This is a genomic window from Actinocrinis sp. (genome assembly GCF_035653575.1).
In the GTDB taxonomy this organism is placed as follows: Bacteria; Actinomycetota; Actinomycetes; order Streptomycetales; family Catenulisporaceae; genus Actinocrinis.
In genome coordinates this window covers 15,638-32,104 of record NZ_DASRBQ010000025.1, presented here as the reverse complement: position 1 = coordinate 32,104, position 16,467 = coordinate 15,638, and the positions used below count along the sequence as shown (strand labels likewise).

Here is a 16,467-nt window from a genome sequence, read left to right as displayed (position 1 = left end):
ACGATTGCCGGGTCAGCGGCGCTCCTCCCGGATCGCCTCACCGGGATGCCAGGTCTGGATGCGCAGGTAGTCGTTGGTCGGGGCCAGCGAGGTGAGCACGACCTGGGTGAGGTCGAGGTGGAAGAGGTGGAACGGGCCCGGGTCGCCTTCCATGCCGTCGAGGGCGGCGCGCTTGAGCTGCGGATCGGTGATCTCGGTGGCTGTCCCCGCGAGCTTCGCGTCGCCGCCGGCCATCGATCCGTCGCCCGGATTGGCGTGCAGGGCGAAGCGGCCGTCCCGGCGCAGATCGAGGGCCTTCATCGCGTTGAGCATCGAGCCGATGGTGAGGTTGGGCCCGACGAGGTTCACTTCGGTGCCGCTGACTCGCGGCGAGCCGTCCTGGCGCAACGTCGCGAGCACGTGGTGCTTCGTCGTGGCGAAACGTGCCCACACGGCCGCCGCGAACTCCGGTTCCGCCTGCGCGAACTGCTCCCAGGTTGCCATGGCTACAAGTCTCGCCGCCCGCACCGACAATCGCGATGGCCTCCGCTCCGATTGCGGTCGCGGTCGCAGCCGTGGTCGCGGATCGTTCCGGCCGGCCGGTCAGGCGTCGGCGAGCAGCTTGAGGGCGTCGGCGATCGAGGCGCAGATGTGGTGTGGCTGGGGATCTGCCGTGGTCAGCGCATAGTCGCCCTGCAGCCAAATCGTCCGCAGGCCGGCGCCCACTCCGCCCGCCACGTCAGCGTCCAGCGTGTCGCCGACCATCCAGCCGTTGCGCTGACCCAGCTGCACTCCCAGCTTGGCCGCCGCCTGCTCGAAGATCCGCCGTTCCGGCTTGCGGGAGCCTTCCGCCTCCGAGATGAACACGCCGTCGACCAAGTCACGCAGCCCCACCTGGTCGATCTTCGCACTCTGCATGATCGTCGCGCCGTTGGTGACGATGCCTAAACGCCAGCCGTCGGCGCGTAGCAGCCGCAACCCCTCCGCTACCGCATCATCCAGTGCGAAGTAACGCGGATACGTCTCGGTCACGTCGCGGACCAGTTGCTCGACGCTGTCCGCCAGTTGGAAGTGGCGCTTGAAGTCGGCCGCGTACTCGGTCCAGGTCGCCGCGATCGAGCTCTTCACCGCGAGGAAGTCCACCGCGGCCGGGTCCAGCCCGCGGTCCGCGACAAAGTGCTCGGCCCACTCACGCAGCGCGCCGCTCTGGTCCACGAGGGTGTTGTCGAGGTCGAATAACGCGAACTTGGGCGCCGTCGTCTTGGCCATCGCACTGCTCAACGCGACCACGTCCCGTAATGCACCATGCTCTCGATCGGGCTGCGGCGCGCACGCAGGTCACGCTTCTCGGTCTCCGCGTCGTAACCGATCGCGATGGCACCGATCGGCTCGTAGTCGTCCGGCACCCCGAACGCGTTCTTGAACGGTTGGACCTGCTCGGGCACGATCCCGAAATAAAGCGCCCCCAGGCCTTCGTCGACCACAGTGAGCAGTTGCAGCATTGCCGCCATTCCAGTGTCGATATGCCAGAACGGAACCGGCCACCGTGACTCGTCGCGGTCCGTCCACCCCTTATCCGGCTGTGCGTAACGGTCAAGGTATACGCGCTTGCAAGAGAACGGAATGATGACCAGCGGCGCGGTACGCACTGAGTCGGACACCGCGTCCGAGCCGAACTGCCAGAACTTCTCCAGGTCCGCGTCACGCAGCACGAGCCACGCCTGACCCTGCGAAAAACCCGCCGAGGGTGCCCGCGTTCCGTTGTGCAGGATCCGCTCCAACGCCTTCTCAGGCACCGGGCGACTGGAGTCGAAGGTACGGACCATCCTGCGCTTGCGGATCGCGTCCTGAAGTTCCATGCCGTTGACCTTATGCGCGCCCGGACGGCCTGCGTCAAGCCCGGTGGCTTATAGGGTGGGTGCGTGAAGATCCTGGTCATCGGTGGCGGCGGACGCGAGCACGCCATCTGCCACGCGCTAAGCCTCGACGAGTCCGTGACCGCGCTGTACTGCGCCCCCGGCAATCCCGGCATCGCCGCGGTCGCCGAGCTGCGCCCGGTGAACCCACTCGATCCGGACGCGGTGGCGGAACTTGCCGTTGAGCTCGGCGCTGACCTCGTCGTCGTCGGCCCGGAGGCACCGCTTGTAGCAGGGGTCGCAGATGCCGTACGCGCGGCAGGCATCGCCGTCTTCGGTCCTTCAAAGGCGGCCGCCCAACTTGAGGGCTCGAAGGCGTTCTCGAAGGACGTGATGGCCGCGGCCGGCGTACCGACCGCCGAAGCCTTCGTGTGTTCGAAGCCTGAGGAAGCCGCGCGTGCGTTGGACGCCTTCGGTCCGCCTTACGTCGTCAAGGACGATGCACTCGCGGCGGGTAAGGGCGTCGTGGTGACGGAAGACAGAGACGCCGCACTCGCGCACGCCAACGCGTGCGGCCGCGTCGTGATCGAGGAGTATCTCGACGGACCGGAGGTCTCGCTCTTCGCGCTGACCGACGGCACCACGGTCTTGCCGCTGCAGCCAGCTCAGGACTTCAAGCGAGTCGGCGACGACGACGCGGGACCGAACACCGGCGGCATGGGCGCCTACTCGCCGCTGCCCTGGGCGCCGGAGAACCTGGTTGCAGACGTCCTTGAGCGTGTCCTTCAGCCCACCGTGGATGAGTTGCGCCGCCAAGGCACGCCGTTCGTCGGACTCCTCTACGCAGGGCTTGCTCTCACGAAGCGCGGCGTGCGAGTCATCGAGTTCAACGCGCGCTTCGGCGACCCAGAGACGCAGGTCGTTCTGCCACTGCTCAAGAGTCCGCTCGCGCAATTGCTGCACCATGCGGCGACGGGAACGCTGGGTGAGGTCGAGCCGCTTCAGTGGCACGACGGCGCCGCAGTCACCGTTGTCCTTGCCGCAGCTGGCTACCCGGGCACGCCTCGCGGCGGCGATCGGATCACGGGCACCGACGAAGCCGAGGCAACCGGTGCGGTGACCGTGTATCACGCCGGTACCGCAACGAATGATGCGGGAGAGCTGGTGGCATCCGGCGGCCGAGTGCTCGCCGTGACGGGCCGGGCGGCCGATCTTGCGAGTGCTCGGGATCTGGCGTACGCCGCGCTTGGCCAAATCCAGCTGTCCGGTGGACACCACCGGACGGACATCGCGGCCAAAGCGATCTCGGGTCTGATCAGCGTTCCGTGACAGATCCGCAACCGTCCGTAGATGCTCTGTGGTTACGCCTCTGACCACGCGGTTCAGTCGGATCAAGAACCTCACCCGAACGAGCGGAAAAGCCGACGGCCCGCATGCCCACAATTCTCGGCCGGCGCTACGCTGCGAAGCAGGGAGCGTTTCACGCGCTCGGCCATCGCAAGGATCGCGCTGGCTGATCGGCGGCGCGACCGGGGTGTTGAGTGGGCCGGGCCGGTGTCGGCCGACCCGCGGTGTCCCGGCCGGCGGCTCGGCGATCCCGCGTTCACGATTCGGGGTGAGCACGGTTGACCGCGGCCTCGACCAGCGCCGTCCGTCAGGCCCGCGCCATTACGCGGATCTGCCGGCTGGCCGCGGGTTGCTGGATCGCGGCCGCCGGTGCCATATCCGCCGCTGCCCTTTCCGTCCTGCCACTCCTTATCGGCCTACTCGTCACAGCGCTGATAGCCGCGCTCTGCGTGTGGCCACTGCTGCGTTTCCATCGCATCGTGCCGCCGCTTTCACCTACGGTCGCTCCGGAGGACGGCGGTTACGGCGAACTGATGCTCGCGGTACGCCAGGTCACGGCAGCTCTCGGGGTGAGTGAGCCGGTCGGTCTTGAGCTGTCCCCGGACTGCGACGCCTGGCTCGAACCACGGCCGGAGGGCCCGGTCCTGGTCATCGGCGCGCCGTTCCTGTGGTGGCTGCGGGTCAGCGAACTGCGTGGGCTGCTCGCTCCGGTGCTGGCTGGCATGGACGCGGCGCACGACACCCTCATCGGCAAAGCGCGCAGGCTCGTCCGCCGACTCGATATCGCCGAGGTCCACGGCTGCCCGCCGTGGCCGCGTTCCGTGATCGTCGCGGTGGCCGAGGCCTGCCGGATCCGCGCCGAGGCCATGGAGCGAGCGATCGGGGCGGCGGCGGCCGAACGGGCGCGCATCGTCGAACCGGCGAGCCGCGTCTACGCCCACGAGCAGGCCGGTCTGGTCGCCGTCGGCTGGGATCGACTGCTGACCAGGCTCGCCATGCCGGCCTGGCACCGCGGACGGGCGCCGGAGACGCTGAATGCCGCGCTGGTGGCCGCGCTCACCGAACTCGGCCAGCGCGACCGGGTCGGGCTCGGCCTCGCGGACCGGCTCACCGAACGCCCGGCCTGTGACCTGCTCGACGAGCCGGGCGAGGTGGACCGTGCCGTGTCAGCGCTCGCGCCTCTCGTTTACGAAGGGAAGCGGATCGACCAGCCGCTGCCGTGGTCGCGTTACGTGGCCGAGGTTGCCGAGCCGGCGCTGCGCGCGGAGGCGGCGGACGCTCCGGATCATCCGTTGATAGCGAAGGTCCGCGCGCTGCTTGAGGCCGACGCCGGGCCGCACGGCGCCGGCGAACTCGCCGCCGGCCTGCGCGCCGTGGTGCAGTGCGGAATGGTCGACCTTGATCTCGCGCAGTGGGATGTCGACTGGCTCGACGGCGTGATCCTGCGCGATCGGGCCGGGCGCGTGGTGCCCGTCGACGAACTCGTCCACGGCCTGCTGGACAACGCCGATTTCGCCGCGCTACGGGATTGGATCGCGCACGCGGGCGGCCTTCGAACCTGAGTCGCAGGCCACGGCCTTCTCCGCCGCCGCCTGCACGCCCCGCGGGGCGAATCAGTTATCCACAGCCCTTATCCACAGCTTCGCGACGAAATCCGCGCGGCCACTTGCGCTCATGGAGAATGGACTTCGGCGGGCCAGGTCTGTCCCGCTGAATCCGTTGATAAGGAGCAGTCCGCCGTGATCGGACGGTACACCCTCCCGGAAATGGGCCGCGTGTGGAGCGAGGCCCACAAATACGAGCTGTGGTGCCAGGTCGAGACCCTGGTCATGGAAGCGCACGCCGCCGCAGGAACGGTGCCGGCCGATGCGCTGGAAGCCGTGCGCAAAGCACCCGCCCCGACACCGGAGGCGGTCGCCGAGATCGAGGCAGTCACCCAGCACGACGTGATCGCGTTCCTCTCCGCCTGGGCCGACAACACCGAACCGCGCGAGGCGGCCGCCTACGTGCACTTCGGGATGACCTCCTCCGACCTGCTCGACACCGCTCTCGCCCTCCAACTGGTGGAGGCGAGCGATCTGCTCCTGGAGAAGGCGGACCGCTTGGTGGCGGTGCTTCGCGACCACGCCCTCGTGCACCGCGGCACGCTGCGCGTCGGGCGCACGCACGGCATCCACGGCGAGCCGGACGTATGGGGCCACCGGGTGGCGGACTTCGCCTTCGCGGTCGCGCGGTCGCGTGACCGGATCCGCGCCGCGCGCGCGGCCGTGGGTGTGATGGCGATCTCCGGAGCGGTCGGTACGTACTCGAATATCGATCCGGCCGTGGAACGGTACGTCGCGGACAAGCTCGGGCTGAAGGCGGCGGAGGTCTCGACCCAGGTGGTCATCCGGGACGGGATCTCCGAGTGGGTCAGCGCGCTGGCGGTCATGGCCACCGTGCTCGAGGCCATCGCCCTGGAGGTGCGGCACGGGCAGCGCACCGAGGTGCGGGAGCTCTGGGAACCCTTCGGCAAGGGCCAGAAGGGCTCCTCCGCGATGCCGCACAAGAAGAACCCGATCATGTCGGAGCGGCTGGCCGGCCTGGCGCGTATCGTGCGCGCCCAGGTCGTGCCGGTCATGGAGGGTATTCCGCTGTGGCACGAGCGGGACATCTCGCACTCCTCGACCGAGCGGGTCGCGCTGCCGGACGCCTCCATCGGGCTCGACTACATGCTCAATCTGACGATCCGCCTGATGAGCGGGCTGGTGGTGGACGCCGACCGGATGAAGGCGAACCTCGAGTCCACCGGCGGGCTGATCTACACCTCCGCCGTGCTGCTGGAGCTGGTCGAGATGGGGCTGGCCCGCGACACCGAGGCGTACCCGCTCACCCAGCGCGCGGCCATGAAGACCTGGGAGACCGGGCGCCCGTTCCGCGAGACGCTGCGCGAGGAGGCGGCGACGGCGGGCCTGAAGATCGACGAGGCCCGGCTCGACGAGGTGTGCCGCCCCGAGCGTTTCGTCGCGAACCTGTCCGGCATGTTCGACCGGCTGGCGGAGCTGAGCTGACATGGCGACGACTCCCCCCTCCGCGACGTCCGGCTCCGCTCCCGACCCGACCGGCCAAGCAACAAGCGCCGCGGCCGCGACCACGACCGCTGCCACGAAAAGCACCACGCCGACGGCCAGCGGCATCACAATCCCCGGCGCGGTGCACCTCGGCTCCGGCAAGATCCGCGAGCTCTATGCAGTCGGCGATCGGCTGCTCCTGGTCGCCTCCGACCGGATCTCGGCTTTCGACTACGTGCTGGAGACGCCGATCCCGGACAAGGGCCGGATCCTGACCCAGCTTTCGCTCTGGTGGTTCGAGCGCCTGGCGGACCTGGTCCCGAATCATGTGATCTCGGCTGATCCCGAGCAGTACCCGGCCGAACTCGCCGGTGCCGCGGACGCGCTGCGCGGCCGGTCGATGCTCTGCGAGCGGCTCGACATGCTCCTGATCGAGTGTGTGGCCCGCGGTTACCTGGCCGGCTCGGGTCTCGCCGAGTACCGGGTGTCCGGCACAGTGTGCGGACTCCCGCTCCCCGAAGGGCTGGTGGACGGCTCACGGCTGGACGAGCCGCTGTTCACCCCTGCGGCCAAGGCCGATCTGGGCGAGCACGACGAGAACATCTCCTTTGCGGAGGTCGTCGAGCGCACAGGCGCGGCGGTCGCCGAGGAACTGCGCCGCCTCACGCTGACCGTGTATTCGGCCGCCCGGGACATCGCGCTGGACCGCGGGATCGTCCTCGCGGACACCAAGTTCGAGTTCGGCAGGCGGGCCGACGGCACGATCGTGCTCGCCGACGAAGTACTGACGCCCGACTCGTCCCGGTTCTGGCCGGTCGACCAGTGGCAGCCCGGGCGGTCGCAGCCGTCGTTCGACAAGCAGTTCGTGCGCGACTGGCTGACCTCCCCGGAGTCCGGCTGGGACCCGAAGTCCGACCAGCCCCCGCCCCCGCTGCCGCCTGAGGTGGTGGAGCGCACCCGGGACCGGTACGTCGAGGCTTACGAGCGCCTGACCGGCCGCCGCTTCCAGTAGCGGCGCGGCGCGGGTCTCCGCAGCGACCCCAGCGCTGCCGCCTGGGCGCACGAGTCTGGGGTTTGGCAGCGCTGGGGTGGTCCGCGGCTAGCGGCGCCGTTTGGTCCCGGGCGCACGAGTCTGGGGTCTGGCAGCACCGGGGCGTCCGCGGCTAGCGGCGCCGTTGGTCGCCGATCCGGCCGCCCGCCTATCGGGCCACCCGCTCATCCATCCGAGCGGTCGTCCGTACCCTGCCGACTGGGATCAGCACGGCAGGGCCATCGGCCGCGCCCAGGTAGGCTTTGTCCTACCGCCAACAGCAGGACAGCCCGCGGCCGTGGGCTGCCGAGAGCCGTTGCTGACACCAGTGGGAGTGCACATGGCACGTGTCGTGGTCGATGTCATGCTAAAGCCGGAAATTCTCGATCCCCAGGGACAGGCCGTGCAGCGGGCACTGCCTCGGCTGGGCTTCGACGGCATCGTGGACGTGCGCCAGGGCAAGCGCTTCGAGATCGAACTGGACGGCCCGGCGAACGACGCCGCGCTGGCCCGGGCCCGCGAGATCGCCGAGAAGCTGCTCGCCAACACGGTGATCGAGCAGTACGAGGTGCGCTTCGACGGCGCCGTGGACTCGGCTACGGCTGCGCCTGCGGCGGCAACCTCGACCTCGGCCGAGCGGACGGCCGGCTGATGTCCGCACGCATCGGTGTGGTCACTTTCCCCGGCAGCCAGGACGACCAGGACGCGCTGCGGGCGGTCGCCCTCGTCGGCGCCGAGCCGGTCGCGCTCTGGCACCGCGACGCCGACCTGCGTCAGGTCGACGCCGTCATCCTGCCGGGCGGGTTCTCCTACGGCGACTACCTGCGCGCCGGAGCCATCGCACGCTTCTCGCCGGTCATGGAAGCGGTGATCGCCGGCGCACGGGAAGGCCTGCCCGTGCTCGGCATTTGCAACGGCTTCCAGGTGCTCTGCGAATCGCACCTGCTGCCCGGCGCCCTCATCCGCAACGGCGGCCTGCTCTTCATCAACCGCGACGAGCGGCTGCGCGTCGAGTCCACGGCCACCGCGTGGACCGCCGACTACTCCGTCGGCCAGGAGATCGTGATCCCGATCAAGAACGGCGAGGGCCGGTTCACCGCCGACGAGCACACGCTCGACGAGCTCGAAGCCGAGGGCCGGGTCATCGCACGCTACCTCGACAACCCGAACGGCTCGGCCCGTGACATCGCCGGGATCGCCAACGCCGCCGGCAACGTCGTTGGCCTGATGCCGCACCCGGAGCACGCCGTCGAAGAGCTGACCGGGCCCTATCCGGGCCCCGCGACCGATGGACTGCCCTTCTTCACCTCGATCCTCAAGCAGCTGGTGGCCGCCTGATGACTACTCAGCCCGCGCAGAGCGCCCCGCAGCACTACACGGTCGACACCGTCGAGAACGCCGCAGCGACGCCTGAGGTCGAGCAGCCCTACGGGGCGCTCGGCGTAAAGCCCGACGAATACGACCGCATCCGGGAGATCCTGGGCCGCCGGCCCACCTCCTCGGAGCTGGCGATGTACTCGGTCATGTGGTCCGAGCACTGCTCCTACAAGTCCTCGAAGGTGCACCTCAAGCAGTTCGGCGAGAAGGCGCCGGAGGTCGACTTCCTGCTGGTCGGGCCGGGCGAGAACGCCGGAGTCGTGGACGTCGGCGGCGACCTGGCCGTCACTTTCAAGATCGAGTCGCACAACCACCCCTCGTACGTCGAGCCGTATCAGGGCGCGGCCACCGGCGTCGGCGGCATCGTCCGCGACATCCTGACCATGGGTGCCCGGCCGATCGCGGTCATGGACCCGCTGCGTTTCGGCGCGGCCGACGCCGCGGACACGCACCGGGTGCTTCCAGGCGTGGTGCGCGGCATCGGCGGCTATGGCAACTCGCTCGGCCTGCCCAACATCGGCGGCGAGGTCGTCTTCGACCCCTGCTATGCGGGCAACCCGCTGGTGAACGCGCTCGCGGTCGGCGTCATGAAGAAGAGCGAGATCAAGCTCGCCCAGGCGCACGGACCCGGCAACAAGGTGGTGCTGTTCGGCGCGCGCACCGGCGGGGACGGGATCGGCGGGGCCTCGGTGCTCGCCTCGGCCACCTTCGATGACGGCCGCCCCTCCAAGCGTCCCTCAGTCCAGGTCGGCGACCCCTTCATGGAGAAGGTGCTGATCGAGTGCTGCCTGGAGATCTTCGCCGAGGACCTCGTGGTCGGCATCCAGGACCTCGGCGCGGCCGGACTGTCCTGTGCGACCACCGAGCTCGCCGCCGCCGGGATGGTGAGCGCGGGCGTCGGCGGCATGGACGTCCAGCTCGACCTCGCCCCGCTGCGGGACGCCACGCTGGTGCCCGAAGAGATCCTGATGAGCGAGTCCCAGGAGCGCATGATGGCGGTGGTCACCCCCGCCAACGTCGAGCGCTTCTTCGCGCTCTGCGAGAAGTGGGACGTCACCGCGACCGTCATCGGCACGGTCACCGACACCGGCCGGCTGCGGATGACCTGGCACGGCGAGACGATCGTCGACGTCGATCCGCGCACCCTCGCGCACCAGGGCCCGGTCTACCACCGTCCCTACCACCGCCCGGACTGGCAGGACGGCCTCCAGGCCGCCGTGCCCGACTCGCTCAGCCGCCCGAAGACCGGCGAGGAGCTGCGCGAGACCGTGCTGCGGCTGCTGGCCAGCCCGAACCTCGCGGACAAGCGCTGGGTGGTCGAGCAGTACGACCACCGGGTACGCGGCAACACGGTCCTCGCGCACGGCGAGGACTCCGGGATGCTGCGCCTCGACGAGGAATCGAACCTCGGCATCGCGCTGTCCACCGACGGGAACGGCCGCTACACCAAGCTCGACCCGTACGCCGGCGCGCAGCTCGCGCTCGCCGAGGCCTACCGCAACGTGGCCGCCACCGGCGCCAGGCCGCTCGCCGTGACCGACTGCCTCAACTTCGGCTCCCCGGAGGACCCCGAGGTCATGTGGCAGTTCGCCGAGGCGACCCGCGGTCTGGCCGACGCCTGCCAGGTGCTCGGCACCCCGGTCACCGGAGGAAACGTCTCCTTCTACAACCAGACCAACAATCAGGCGATCCACCCCACCCCGATCGTCGGCGTCCTGGGCGTGATCGACGATGTCACCCGACGCACCCGCCTCGCCTTCGAGGCCGAGGGTGACATCCTGCTGCTGCTCGGCGACACCCGCGACGAGTTCGGCGGCTCGGAGTGGGCGCACGTCGTGCACGGCCACCTCGGCGGCCTGCCGCCCAAGGTCGACCTGGAACGCGAGCGGCTGCTCGCCGAGGTGCTGATCGCCGGTTCCCGCGACGGGATGCTCTCGGCCGCGCACGACCTGTCCGACGGCGGGCTGATCCAGGCGATCGTCGAGTCGGCGCTTCGCGGCGGCCACGGTGCCCGGATCGTGCTGCCCGACGAACTCGACCCGTTCGTCGCCCTCTTCTCCGAGTCCGCCGGCCGCGCCGTCGTCGCCGTGCCGCGCAGCGAGGAGCTGAGGTTCACCGACATGTGCCGGTTCCGCGGACTTCCGGTCGCACGCATCGGCGTCGTCGACGGCGACGCCGTGGAGGTGCAGGGCCAGTTCTCCATCCCGCTGGAGGAGCTGCGCCGCGCGCACACCGGCACCTTCCCGGCGCTCTTCGGTTAGGCACGATCAGCTGATGGACCGTCAGGAGCTGAGCGCCGCCCGCGCCGGGCTCGTCCCCGGCGACCGGGCGGCGCTCAGCGCGCTCATCAAGACCAGCGTGCGGGCCTTCGCCGAGCGCAGCCCCGGCCACGCCGTCGAGCTGCGGGTGCCGCCGTTCGTCGCCGTGCAGTGCATCGAAGGGCCGCGGCACACCCGGGGCACGCCCCCGAACGTCGTCGAACTCGACGCCGCCACCTGGCTCGACCTGGCGCTCGGCGAACTGGATTGGGCGGAAGGCGTCGCCACCGGCCGGATCAGCGCCAGCGGGCCGCGCAGCGACCTGTCCGCCTACCTGCCTTTCCCGTGAGCGACCGAGCACTGTCCGACACGATGGGATGAAAGCAGGTCGCGCCCCGGTGCCCGGTCGCATGGGGTTGACGTTGCGATATAAACCGACGGTCTACCAGCGGTATCAACCGACGGTCTGAAAGCGCTCGCCGATCACGTAAGCTGGAAGCGTGACTCGCCCTGACGGACGTCTCTCTCACGAAACCTTCCCCCACGAAAAAGGCCCGCAGGACGCCTGCGGGGTGTTCGGGGTGTGGGCTCCGGGGGAGGAAGTCGCCAAGCTCAGCTACTTCGGCCTCTACGCCCTGCAGCACCGCGGCCAGGAATCAGCCGGCATCGCGGTGTCCAACGGCACCCAGATCCTGGTCTACAAGGACATGGGCCTGGTCTCCCAGGTCTTCGACGAGGCCACGCTCGGCTCGCTGCAGGGCCACCTCGCGATCGGCCACACCCGCTACTCCACCACCGGCTCCTCGGTCTGGGAGAACGCCCAGCCGACCTTCCGCGCCACCGGCCACGGCGCGCTCGCGCTCGGCCACAACGGCAACCTCACCAACACCGCCGAGCTGGCCCGCCTGGTCTCCGAGGCCCGGGCCAACGGCGAGCTGATCGGCAAGGACCGCGGCGCCACCTCGGACAGCGACCTGATGACCGAGCTGCTGGCCAGCCAGACCGGCCGGTCGATCGAGGACGCCGCCGCCGACATCCTGCCCCAGGTGCGCGGCGCCTTCTCCCTCGTCTTCATGGACGAGACCACCCTCTACGCCGCCCGGGACCCGCAGGGCATCCGGCCGCTGGTGCTCGGCCGGCTGGAACGCGGCTACGTCGTGGCCAGCGAGACCGCCGCGCTCGACATCGTCGGCGCCGCGTACGTGCGCGAGGTCGAGCCCGGCGAGCTGATCGCCATCGACGAGAACGGACTGCGCAGCCGCCGCTTCGCGGTGCCGGACCCCAAGGGCTGCGTCTTCGAGTACGTCTACCTGGCCCGCCCCGACACCGCGATCGCCGGACGCTCTGTCAACGCCTCGCGCGTCGAGATGGGCCGCCGGCTGGCCCGGGAGCACCCGGTCGAGGCCGACCTGGTGATCCCGACCCCCGAGTCCGGCACCCCCGCCGCGATCGGATACGCCGAGCAGTCCGGCATCCCGTACGGCCAGGGCCTGGTCAAGAACGCCTACGTCGGACGCACCTTCATCCAGCCGAGCCAGACGATCCGTCAGCTGGGCATCCGCCTCAAGCTCAACCCGCTGCGCGAGGTCATCGAAGGCAAGCGCCTGATCGTGGTCGACGATTCGATCGTGCGCGGTAACACGCAGCGCGCGCTCGTCCGGATGCTGCGTGAGGCGGGCGCGAAGGAAGTACACGTCCGGATCTCCTCGCCGCCGGTGAAGTGGCCGTGCTTCTACGGCATCGACTTCGCCACCCGCGCCGAGCTGATCGCCAATGGCCTGAGCACCGAGGAGATCGCCGCGTCCCTGGGCGCCGACTCGCTCGGCTACATCTCCATCGAGGGCATGGTCGAGGCGACCACGATCCCGACCGAACGCCTGTGCCGCGCCTGCTTCGACGGCGTCTACCCGGTCGAGCTGCCCAACCCGGAACAGCTCGGCAAGCACCTGCTCGAGGTCCCCGCCGCGGCGGCCTCCGCCCTCGCCCGGCCCTGACCGCGGCCGCCCGACACCCGCCCGCTCACACACCGATCCGCGGCTCGCGCCGCCCGCCCCCTGACCGTGACCGCGCCGTTCGCGGCCGACGAAGGAACCACCGTGACCGACAACCCCCGTCCCGGCGGCGCCACCTACGCGGCGGCCGGCGTCGACATCGAGGCCGGCGACCGCGCGGTCGAGCTGATGAAGCAGTGGGTCGCCAAGGCGACCCGGCCCGAGGTGCTCGGCGGTCTCGGCGGCTTCGCCGGCCTGTTCGACGCCTCGAAGCTGACGGCGTACCGGCGGCCGCTGCTGGCCACCTCCACCGACGGCGTCGGCACCAAGGTGGCCATCGCGCAGCGGATGGACGTGCACCACACCATCGGCTTCGACCTGGTCGGCATGGTCGTGGACGACCTGGTGGTGTGCGGCGCCGAGCCGCTGTTCATGACCGACTACATCGCCACCGGCAAAGTCGTGCCCGAGCGGATCGCAGCGATCGTCCGCGGTATCGCAGAGGCGTGTGTGCAGGCGGGCTGCGCACTGGTCGGCGGGGAGACCGCCGAGCACCCCGGTCTGCTCGACCCCGATGAGTACGACGTCGCGGGCGCTGCCACGGGCGTCGTCGAGGCGGACGCGCTGCTCGGCCCCGAGCGCATCCGGGAGGGCGATGCGGTGATCGCGCTGGCCTCCTCGGGGCTGCACTCGAACGGATACTCCTTGGTCCGGCACGTGCTGCTGAACCAGGCCGGCTGGTCACTGGACCGCCAGGTGCCCGAGTTCGGCCGGACCCTCGGCGAGGAACTGCTGGAGCCGACCAGGATCTACGCGCTGACCTGCCTGGAACTCGCCCGGCGGGTCGAAGTGCACGCCTACGCGCACATCACCGGCGGCGGCCTGGCCGCGAACCTGGCCCGGGTGATCCCGGCCGGCCTGCACGCCCGGCTCGACCGCTCGACCTGGCGCCCGGCCCCGGTATTCGAGCTGGTCGGCGCGGTCGGGCAGATGGCCGGCGAGGAACTGGAGCGCACCTTGAACATGGGTGTCGGCATGGTCGCAGTCGTCCCGGCCGACACGGCGGACGCGACGCTGGCAGCGCTGCGGGATCTGGAACAGGACGCTTGGCTGCTCGGTGTAATCGAGCGGGGTGGCAGCGCTGACGCACCGGGAAGCGCCGCCCTGAACGGCAACTACGCGAGCTGACCCCGCCTCAGATCCGATCCGCGATGTGACCGATCTAACGCACGCGTATCGCTCCAGCCGTACGGCGAACATGGCGGTGCGGTAACGGCGGTCATCTGACCGCCGGGACGGCAACCGGAACGGTGCCTAGAAGCGCGGGTTCTGAGCAAAAAGCAGGCGCTCGACTCGAGTCGAGCGCCTTGAAGGTCGACTAACCGGCGCGATGACGGCTGCCGTTGCTCCCCTGAGGCCGGTAAGGACTCTCGTCCTCCTCGTCCTCTTCCGCTTCCTCGTCGTCGTCTTCGTCGTCCTGGTCCGCCCAGGTCGCGTAGCGCTCGTCGAGGTCGTGCTCCTCGGCGCCGTTCCTCCGCGAATCCCCGACGCCCAGTTCAGACCGCAAACGATCCAAATCCGTCGCACCGCCGCTGTACTTCAGCTGGCGGGCGACCCTCGTCTGCTTGGCCTTGGCCCGGCCGCGCCCCATTGGCTCGACCCCCTCAACGACGGGGCGCTCTCGGCCCCGGGTCTCGACACATGATCAATGACAGCAGTCACTTCTGCGACCGGCGCCTCGGTGGGGATCGCGGGACCGGTCACAAAGTCAAAGGTACCTGGTTCCCCGCCGGATCGGTACGCCACGCGAGCCGCGATTTGAATCAGCGGGGAAGGGACACCTCGCACGAGGATACAGTGCGGCGGCGTATCAGGTCGATTTGGCACACGGACGCTGCGGCGTCCGACTACGTCCCGCGAAGCCGCGGGGGCGCCGGATCCGAGGATCGCCCGGTCCGGCGCCGCGCACGAACGGTGTCTCGGCGGTCACCCAGCGGTCATCGGGCCTCGGCCGAGTGGGCCGCGGCCCGATGCACGCAAACCGCCCATTCCGGCTAGCTGCGGCGCGCGTGCGCCGCTTCCGGCAGGAGGATTCCGCGCAGTCGCGACACGTTCCGCATCCGGTTCTCGGCGAGCCGGTCGGCGGCCGCGGCCGGCGGCACGCCCTCTTCACCCGACAGCTTCAGGATGTTCAGCATCGTGTCGAAGATCCCCTCGGCCCGCTTGCGCGCGCGTTCGAAGGAGAAGCCGCCGCGGTGCAGGTGCGCCGCCTCGTCGCCGACCTGGATCACGCCGCCGGCGTTGACCAGGTAGTCCGGGGCGTACAGGACCCCGCGGTCGGCGAGCGCCTTGTCGATGCCGGGGTGCGCCAGCTGGTTGTTCGCGGCCCCGCAGACGATCGACGCGGACAGGGCGGCGACTGTCTCGTCGTCCAGCGCACCGCCGAGCGCGCACGGCGCGTAGACGTCGATACCCGCCCTGATCAGCTCGTCGGTGGAGTCGACGATCTTGACCTCGGGGTGGTTGCGGCGGACCCAGTCGAGCGCGGCCGAGTTCACGTCGGTGACCGTGATCCGCGCCCCGTCCTCGAGCAGGTGGGCGATCAGATGCCTACCGACCTTGCCCACCCCGGCGATTCCGACCCGGCGGTCCGCCAGCGTCGGCTCGTTCCAGGTGGCCTGGGCGCAGGCGCGCATGCCCTGGAAGACGCCGAACGCGGTCAGGATCGACGAGTCGCCGGCGCCGCCGTTCTCCGGCGAGCGGCCGGTCACGAAGTCGCACTCGCGGGCGACCAGGTCCATGTCCGGGACGTAGGTGCCGACGTCGCAGGCGGTGTAGTAGCGGCCGCCGAGGGACTGCACGAAACGGCCGTAGGCGCGCAGCAGCGCCTCGGTCTTGTCGGTGGCCGGGTTCCCGATGATCACCGCCTTGCCGCCGCCGAGGTCCAGGCCGGCCAGGGCGTTCTTGTAGGCCATGCCGCGGGCCAGGTTCAGCACGTCGGCCAGGGCTTCGGCCTCGTTCGGGTACGGGTAGAAGCGGGTTCCGCCGAGGGCCGGGCCGAGCGCGGTCGAGTGGATCGCGATGATCGCACGCAGCCCGCTGGGTTCGTCGTGGCAGTACACGACCTGCTCGGGACCGTCGGTCTGGAAGGGTGAGGGGGAAGGCGTGGTTACCGGGGCGCTTGTGGCGACGGTGTTGGTCACTGCTCGGGACTCCTTTTCGAGTGCGCAGTCAAGCCTGCGCCCAGCGTAGAGCCGCTTGAGCCGTTCGGTGCGCACCGGGGCTTCCCCCAGGCCGTGCGGATCCATATCCTGTCATGACTTGTCCGGTTCGGGGCTGGGGATTCGCACGGGAGTACTGCGCGTGACGACCCGTCACCGTGTCGCTACTGTCCGCAAATGACAGGCTCGGGCGTTTCGGCGAAGTTGTGGGTCCTGTGTATCGATTTCATAGACTTCGCCGCCAAACCGCTCCGGATGGTGTAGTTCTAGTTCTTGAACGACAAGACGTTCGTCCGATCACCGACACGCCCAAAAGCGGACAGCACGGGCATGACGGGCCATCGGGGAGGATCCAACC

General features: G+C 69.9%; 15 protein-coding genes. 10 read left to right on the top strand and 5 right to left on the bottom strand.

The features are described 5' to 3' along the window. Nucleotides 1-12: 12 nt before the first annotated feature. From VFA06_RS04235 to VFA06_RS04225, 3 genes are all read right to left on the bottom strand, one after another. Nucleotides 13-483, bottom strand: a complete 471-nt coding sequence (locus VFA06_RS04235) for a pyridoxamine 5'-phosphate oxidase family protein (protein ID WP_324839050.1) — start codon at nt 481-483, stop codon at nt 13-15. Nucleotides 484-582: 99 nt separating this feature from the next. After that, nucleotides 583-1,248: an HAD family hydrolase gene (locus VFA06_RS04230; protein ID WP_324839049.1), complete on the bottom strand. Its 666-nt coding sequence runs from the start codon at nt 1,246-1,248 to the stop codon at nt 583-585. Nucleotides 1,249-1,256: 8 nt separating this feature from the next. Then, nucleotides 1,257-1,838: a nitroreductase family protein gene (locus VFA06_RS04225; protein WP_324839048.1), complete on the bottom strand. Its 582-nt coding sequence runs from the start codon at nt 1,836-1,838 to the stop codon at nt 1,257-1,259. A 63-nt stretch (nt 1,839-1,901) separates the two neighbouring features. Here VFA06_RS04225 and purD point away from each other — a divergent pair, with 63 nt between their 5' ends. The 10 genes from purD (at nt 1,902) to purM (ending at nt 14,076) form a co-directional block, all read left to right on the top strand. Then, nucleotides 1,902-3,164: a phosphoribosylamine--glycine ligase gene (gene purD / locus VFA06_RS04220; protein WP_324839047.1), complete on the top strand. Its 1,263-nt coding sequence runs from the start codon at nt 1,902-1,904 to the stop codon at nt 3,162-3,164. Between the two features lie 497 nt (nt 3,165-3,661). Then, nucleotides 3,662-4,744 carry a hypothetical protein gene (locus tag VFA06_RS04215; protein ID WP_324839046.1) on the top strand — a complete coding sequence of 361 codons (1,083 nt, stop codon included), beginning with the start codon at nt 3,662-3,664 and terminating at the stop codon, nt 4,742-4,744. Between the two features lie 177 nt (nt 4,745-4,921). Then, the gene (gene purB / locus VFA06_RS04210) at nt 4,922-6,232 is read left to right on the top strand and encodes an adenylosuccinate lyase (RefSeq protein WP_324839045.1); all 1,311 of its coding nucleotides are present in this window, start codon (nt 4,922-4,924) and stop codon (nt 6,230-6,232) included. Nucleotide 6,233: 1 nt separating this feature from the next. Beyond that, nucleotides 6,234-7,244 carry a phosphoribosylaminoimidazolesuccinocarboxamide synthase gene (locus tag VFA06_RS04205; RefSeq protein WP_324839044.1) on the top strand — a complete coding sequence of 337 codons (1,011 nt, stop codon included), beginning with the start codon at nt 6,234-6,236 and terminating at the stop codon, nt 7,242-7,244. Nucleotides 7,245-7,602: 358 nt separating this feature from the next. Continuing rightward, nucleotides 7,603-7,914, top strand: a complete 312-nt coding sequence (purS, locus tag VFA06_RS04200; protein WP_324839043.1) for a phosphoribosylformylglycinamidine synthase subunit PurS — start codon at nt 7,603-7,605, stop codon at nt 7,912-7,914. Next, nucleotides 7,914-8,600 carry a phosphoribosylformylglycinamidine synthase subunit PurQ gene (gene purQ / locus VFA06_RS04195; RefSeq protein WP_324839042.1) on the top strand — a complete coding sequence of 229 codons (687 nt, stop codon included), beginning with the start codon at nt 7,914-7,916 and terminating at the stop codon, nt 8,598-8,600. The genes purS and purQ overlap by 1 nt, the downstream gene beginning before the upstream one ends. Next, nucleotides 8,600-10,900, top strand: coding sequence for a phosphoribosylformylglycinamidine synthase subunit PurL (purL, locus tag VFA06_RS04190; protein ID WP_324839041.1), 2,301 nt, complete (start codon nt 8,600-8,602; stop codon nt 10,898-10,900). The genes purQ and purL overlap by 1 nt, the downstream gene beginning before the upstream one ends. 13 nt (nt 10,901-10,913) lie before the next feature. Next, nucleotides 10,914-11,246 carry a sterol carrier family protein gene (locus VFA06_RS04185; protein ID WP_324839040.1) on the top strand — a complete coding sequence of 111 codons (333 nt, stop codon included), beginning with the start codon at nt 10,914-10,916 and terminating at the stop codon, nt 11,244-11,246. Between the two features lie 151 nt (nt 11,247-11,397). After that, nucleotides 11,398-12,891, top strand: coding sequence for an amidophosphoribosyltransferase (purF, locus tag VFA06_RS04180; protein ID WP_324839039.1), 1,494 nt, complete (start codon nt 11,398-11,400; stop codon nt 12,889-12,891). 102 nt (nt 12,892-12,993) lie between these two features. After that, complete coding sequence (purM, locus tag VFA06_RS04175) at nt 12,994-14,076, top strand: phosphoribosylformylglycinamidine cyclo-ligase (RefSeq protein ID WP_324839038.1); 1,083 nt, start codon at nt 12,994-12,996, stop codon at nt 14,074-14,076. 190 nt (nt 14,077-14,266) lie between these two features. On the opposite strand, the gene VFA06_RS04170 is transcribed toward purM, so the two are convergent. Both VFA06_RS04170 and VFA06_RS04165 read right to left on the bottom strand, forming a co-directional pair. Next, the gene (locus VFA06_RS04170) at nt 14,267-14,539 is read right to left on the bottom strand and encodes a DUF3073 domain-containing protein (RefSeq protein ID WP_324839037.1); all 273 of its coding nucleotides are present in this window, start codon (nt 14,537-14,539) and stop codon (nt 14,267-14,269) included. Nucleotides 14,540-14,942: 403 nt separating this feature from the next. Beyond that, the gene (locus VFA06_RS04165; RefSeq protein WP_414639822.1) at nt 14,943-16,010 is read right to left on the bottom strand and encodes a Glu/Leu/Phe/Val family dehydrogenase; all 1,068 of its coding nucleotides are present in this window, start codon (nt 16,008-16,010) and stop codon (nt 14,943-14,945) included. Between the last annotated feature and the right edge of the window lie 457 nt (nt 16,011-16,467).

Bases quoted from the DNA above. Each gene is read 5' to 3' on its own strand.
- VFA06_RS04185 (WP_324839040.1), top strand. From the start codon at position 10,914: ATGGACCGTCAGGAGCTGAGCGCCGCCCGCGCCGGGCTCGTCCCCGGC.
- VFA06_RS04170 (WP_324839037.1), bottom strand. From the start codon at position 14,539: ATGGGGCGCGGCCGGGCCAAGGCCAAGCAGACGAGGGTCGCCCGCCAG.
- VFA06_RS04205 (WP_324839044.1), top strand. From the start codon at position 6,234: ATGGCGACGACTCCCCCCTCCGCGACGTCCGGCTCCGCTCCCGACCCG.
- VFA06_RS04230 (WP_324839049.1), bottom strand. From the start codon at position 1,248: ATGGCCAAGACGACGGCGCCCAAGTTCGCGTTATTCGACCTCGACAAC.
- VFA06_RS04235 (WP_324839050.1), bottom strand. From the start codon at position 483: ATGGCAACCTGGGAGCAGTTCGCGCAGGCGGAACCGGAGTTCGCGGCG.
- purS (WP_324839043.1), top strand. From the start codon at position 7,603: ATGGCACGTGTCGTGGTCGATGTCATGCTAAAGCCGGAAATTCTCGAT.
- VFA06_RS04225 (WP_324839048.1), bottom strand. From the start codon at position 1,838: ATGGAACTTCAGGACGCGATCCGCAAGCGCAGGATGGTCCGTACCTTC.
- purQ (WP_324839042.1), top strand. From the start codon at position 7,914: ATGTCCGCACGCATCGGTGTGGTCACTTTCCCCGGCAGCCAGGACGAC.
- purL (WP_324839041.1), top strand. From the start codon at position 8,600: ATGACTACTCAGCCCGCGCAGAGCGCCCCGCAGCACTACACGGTCGAC.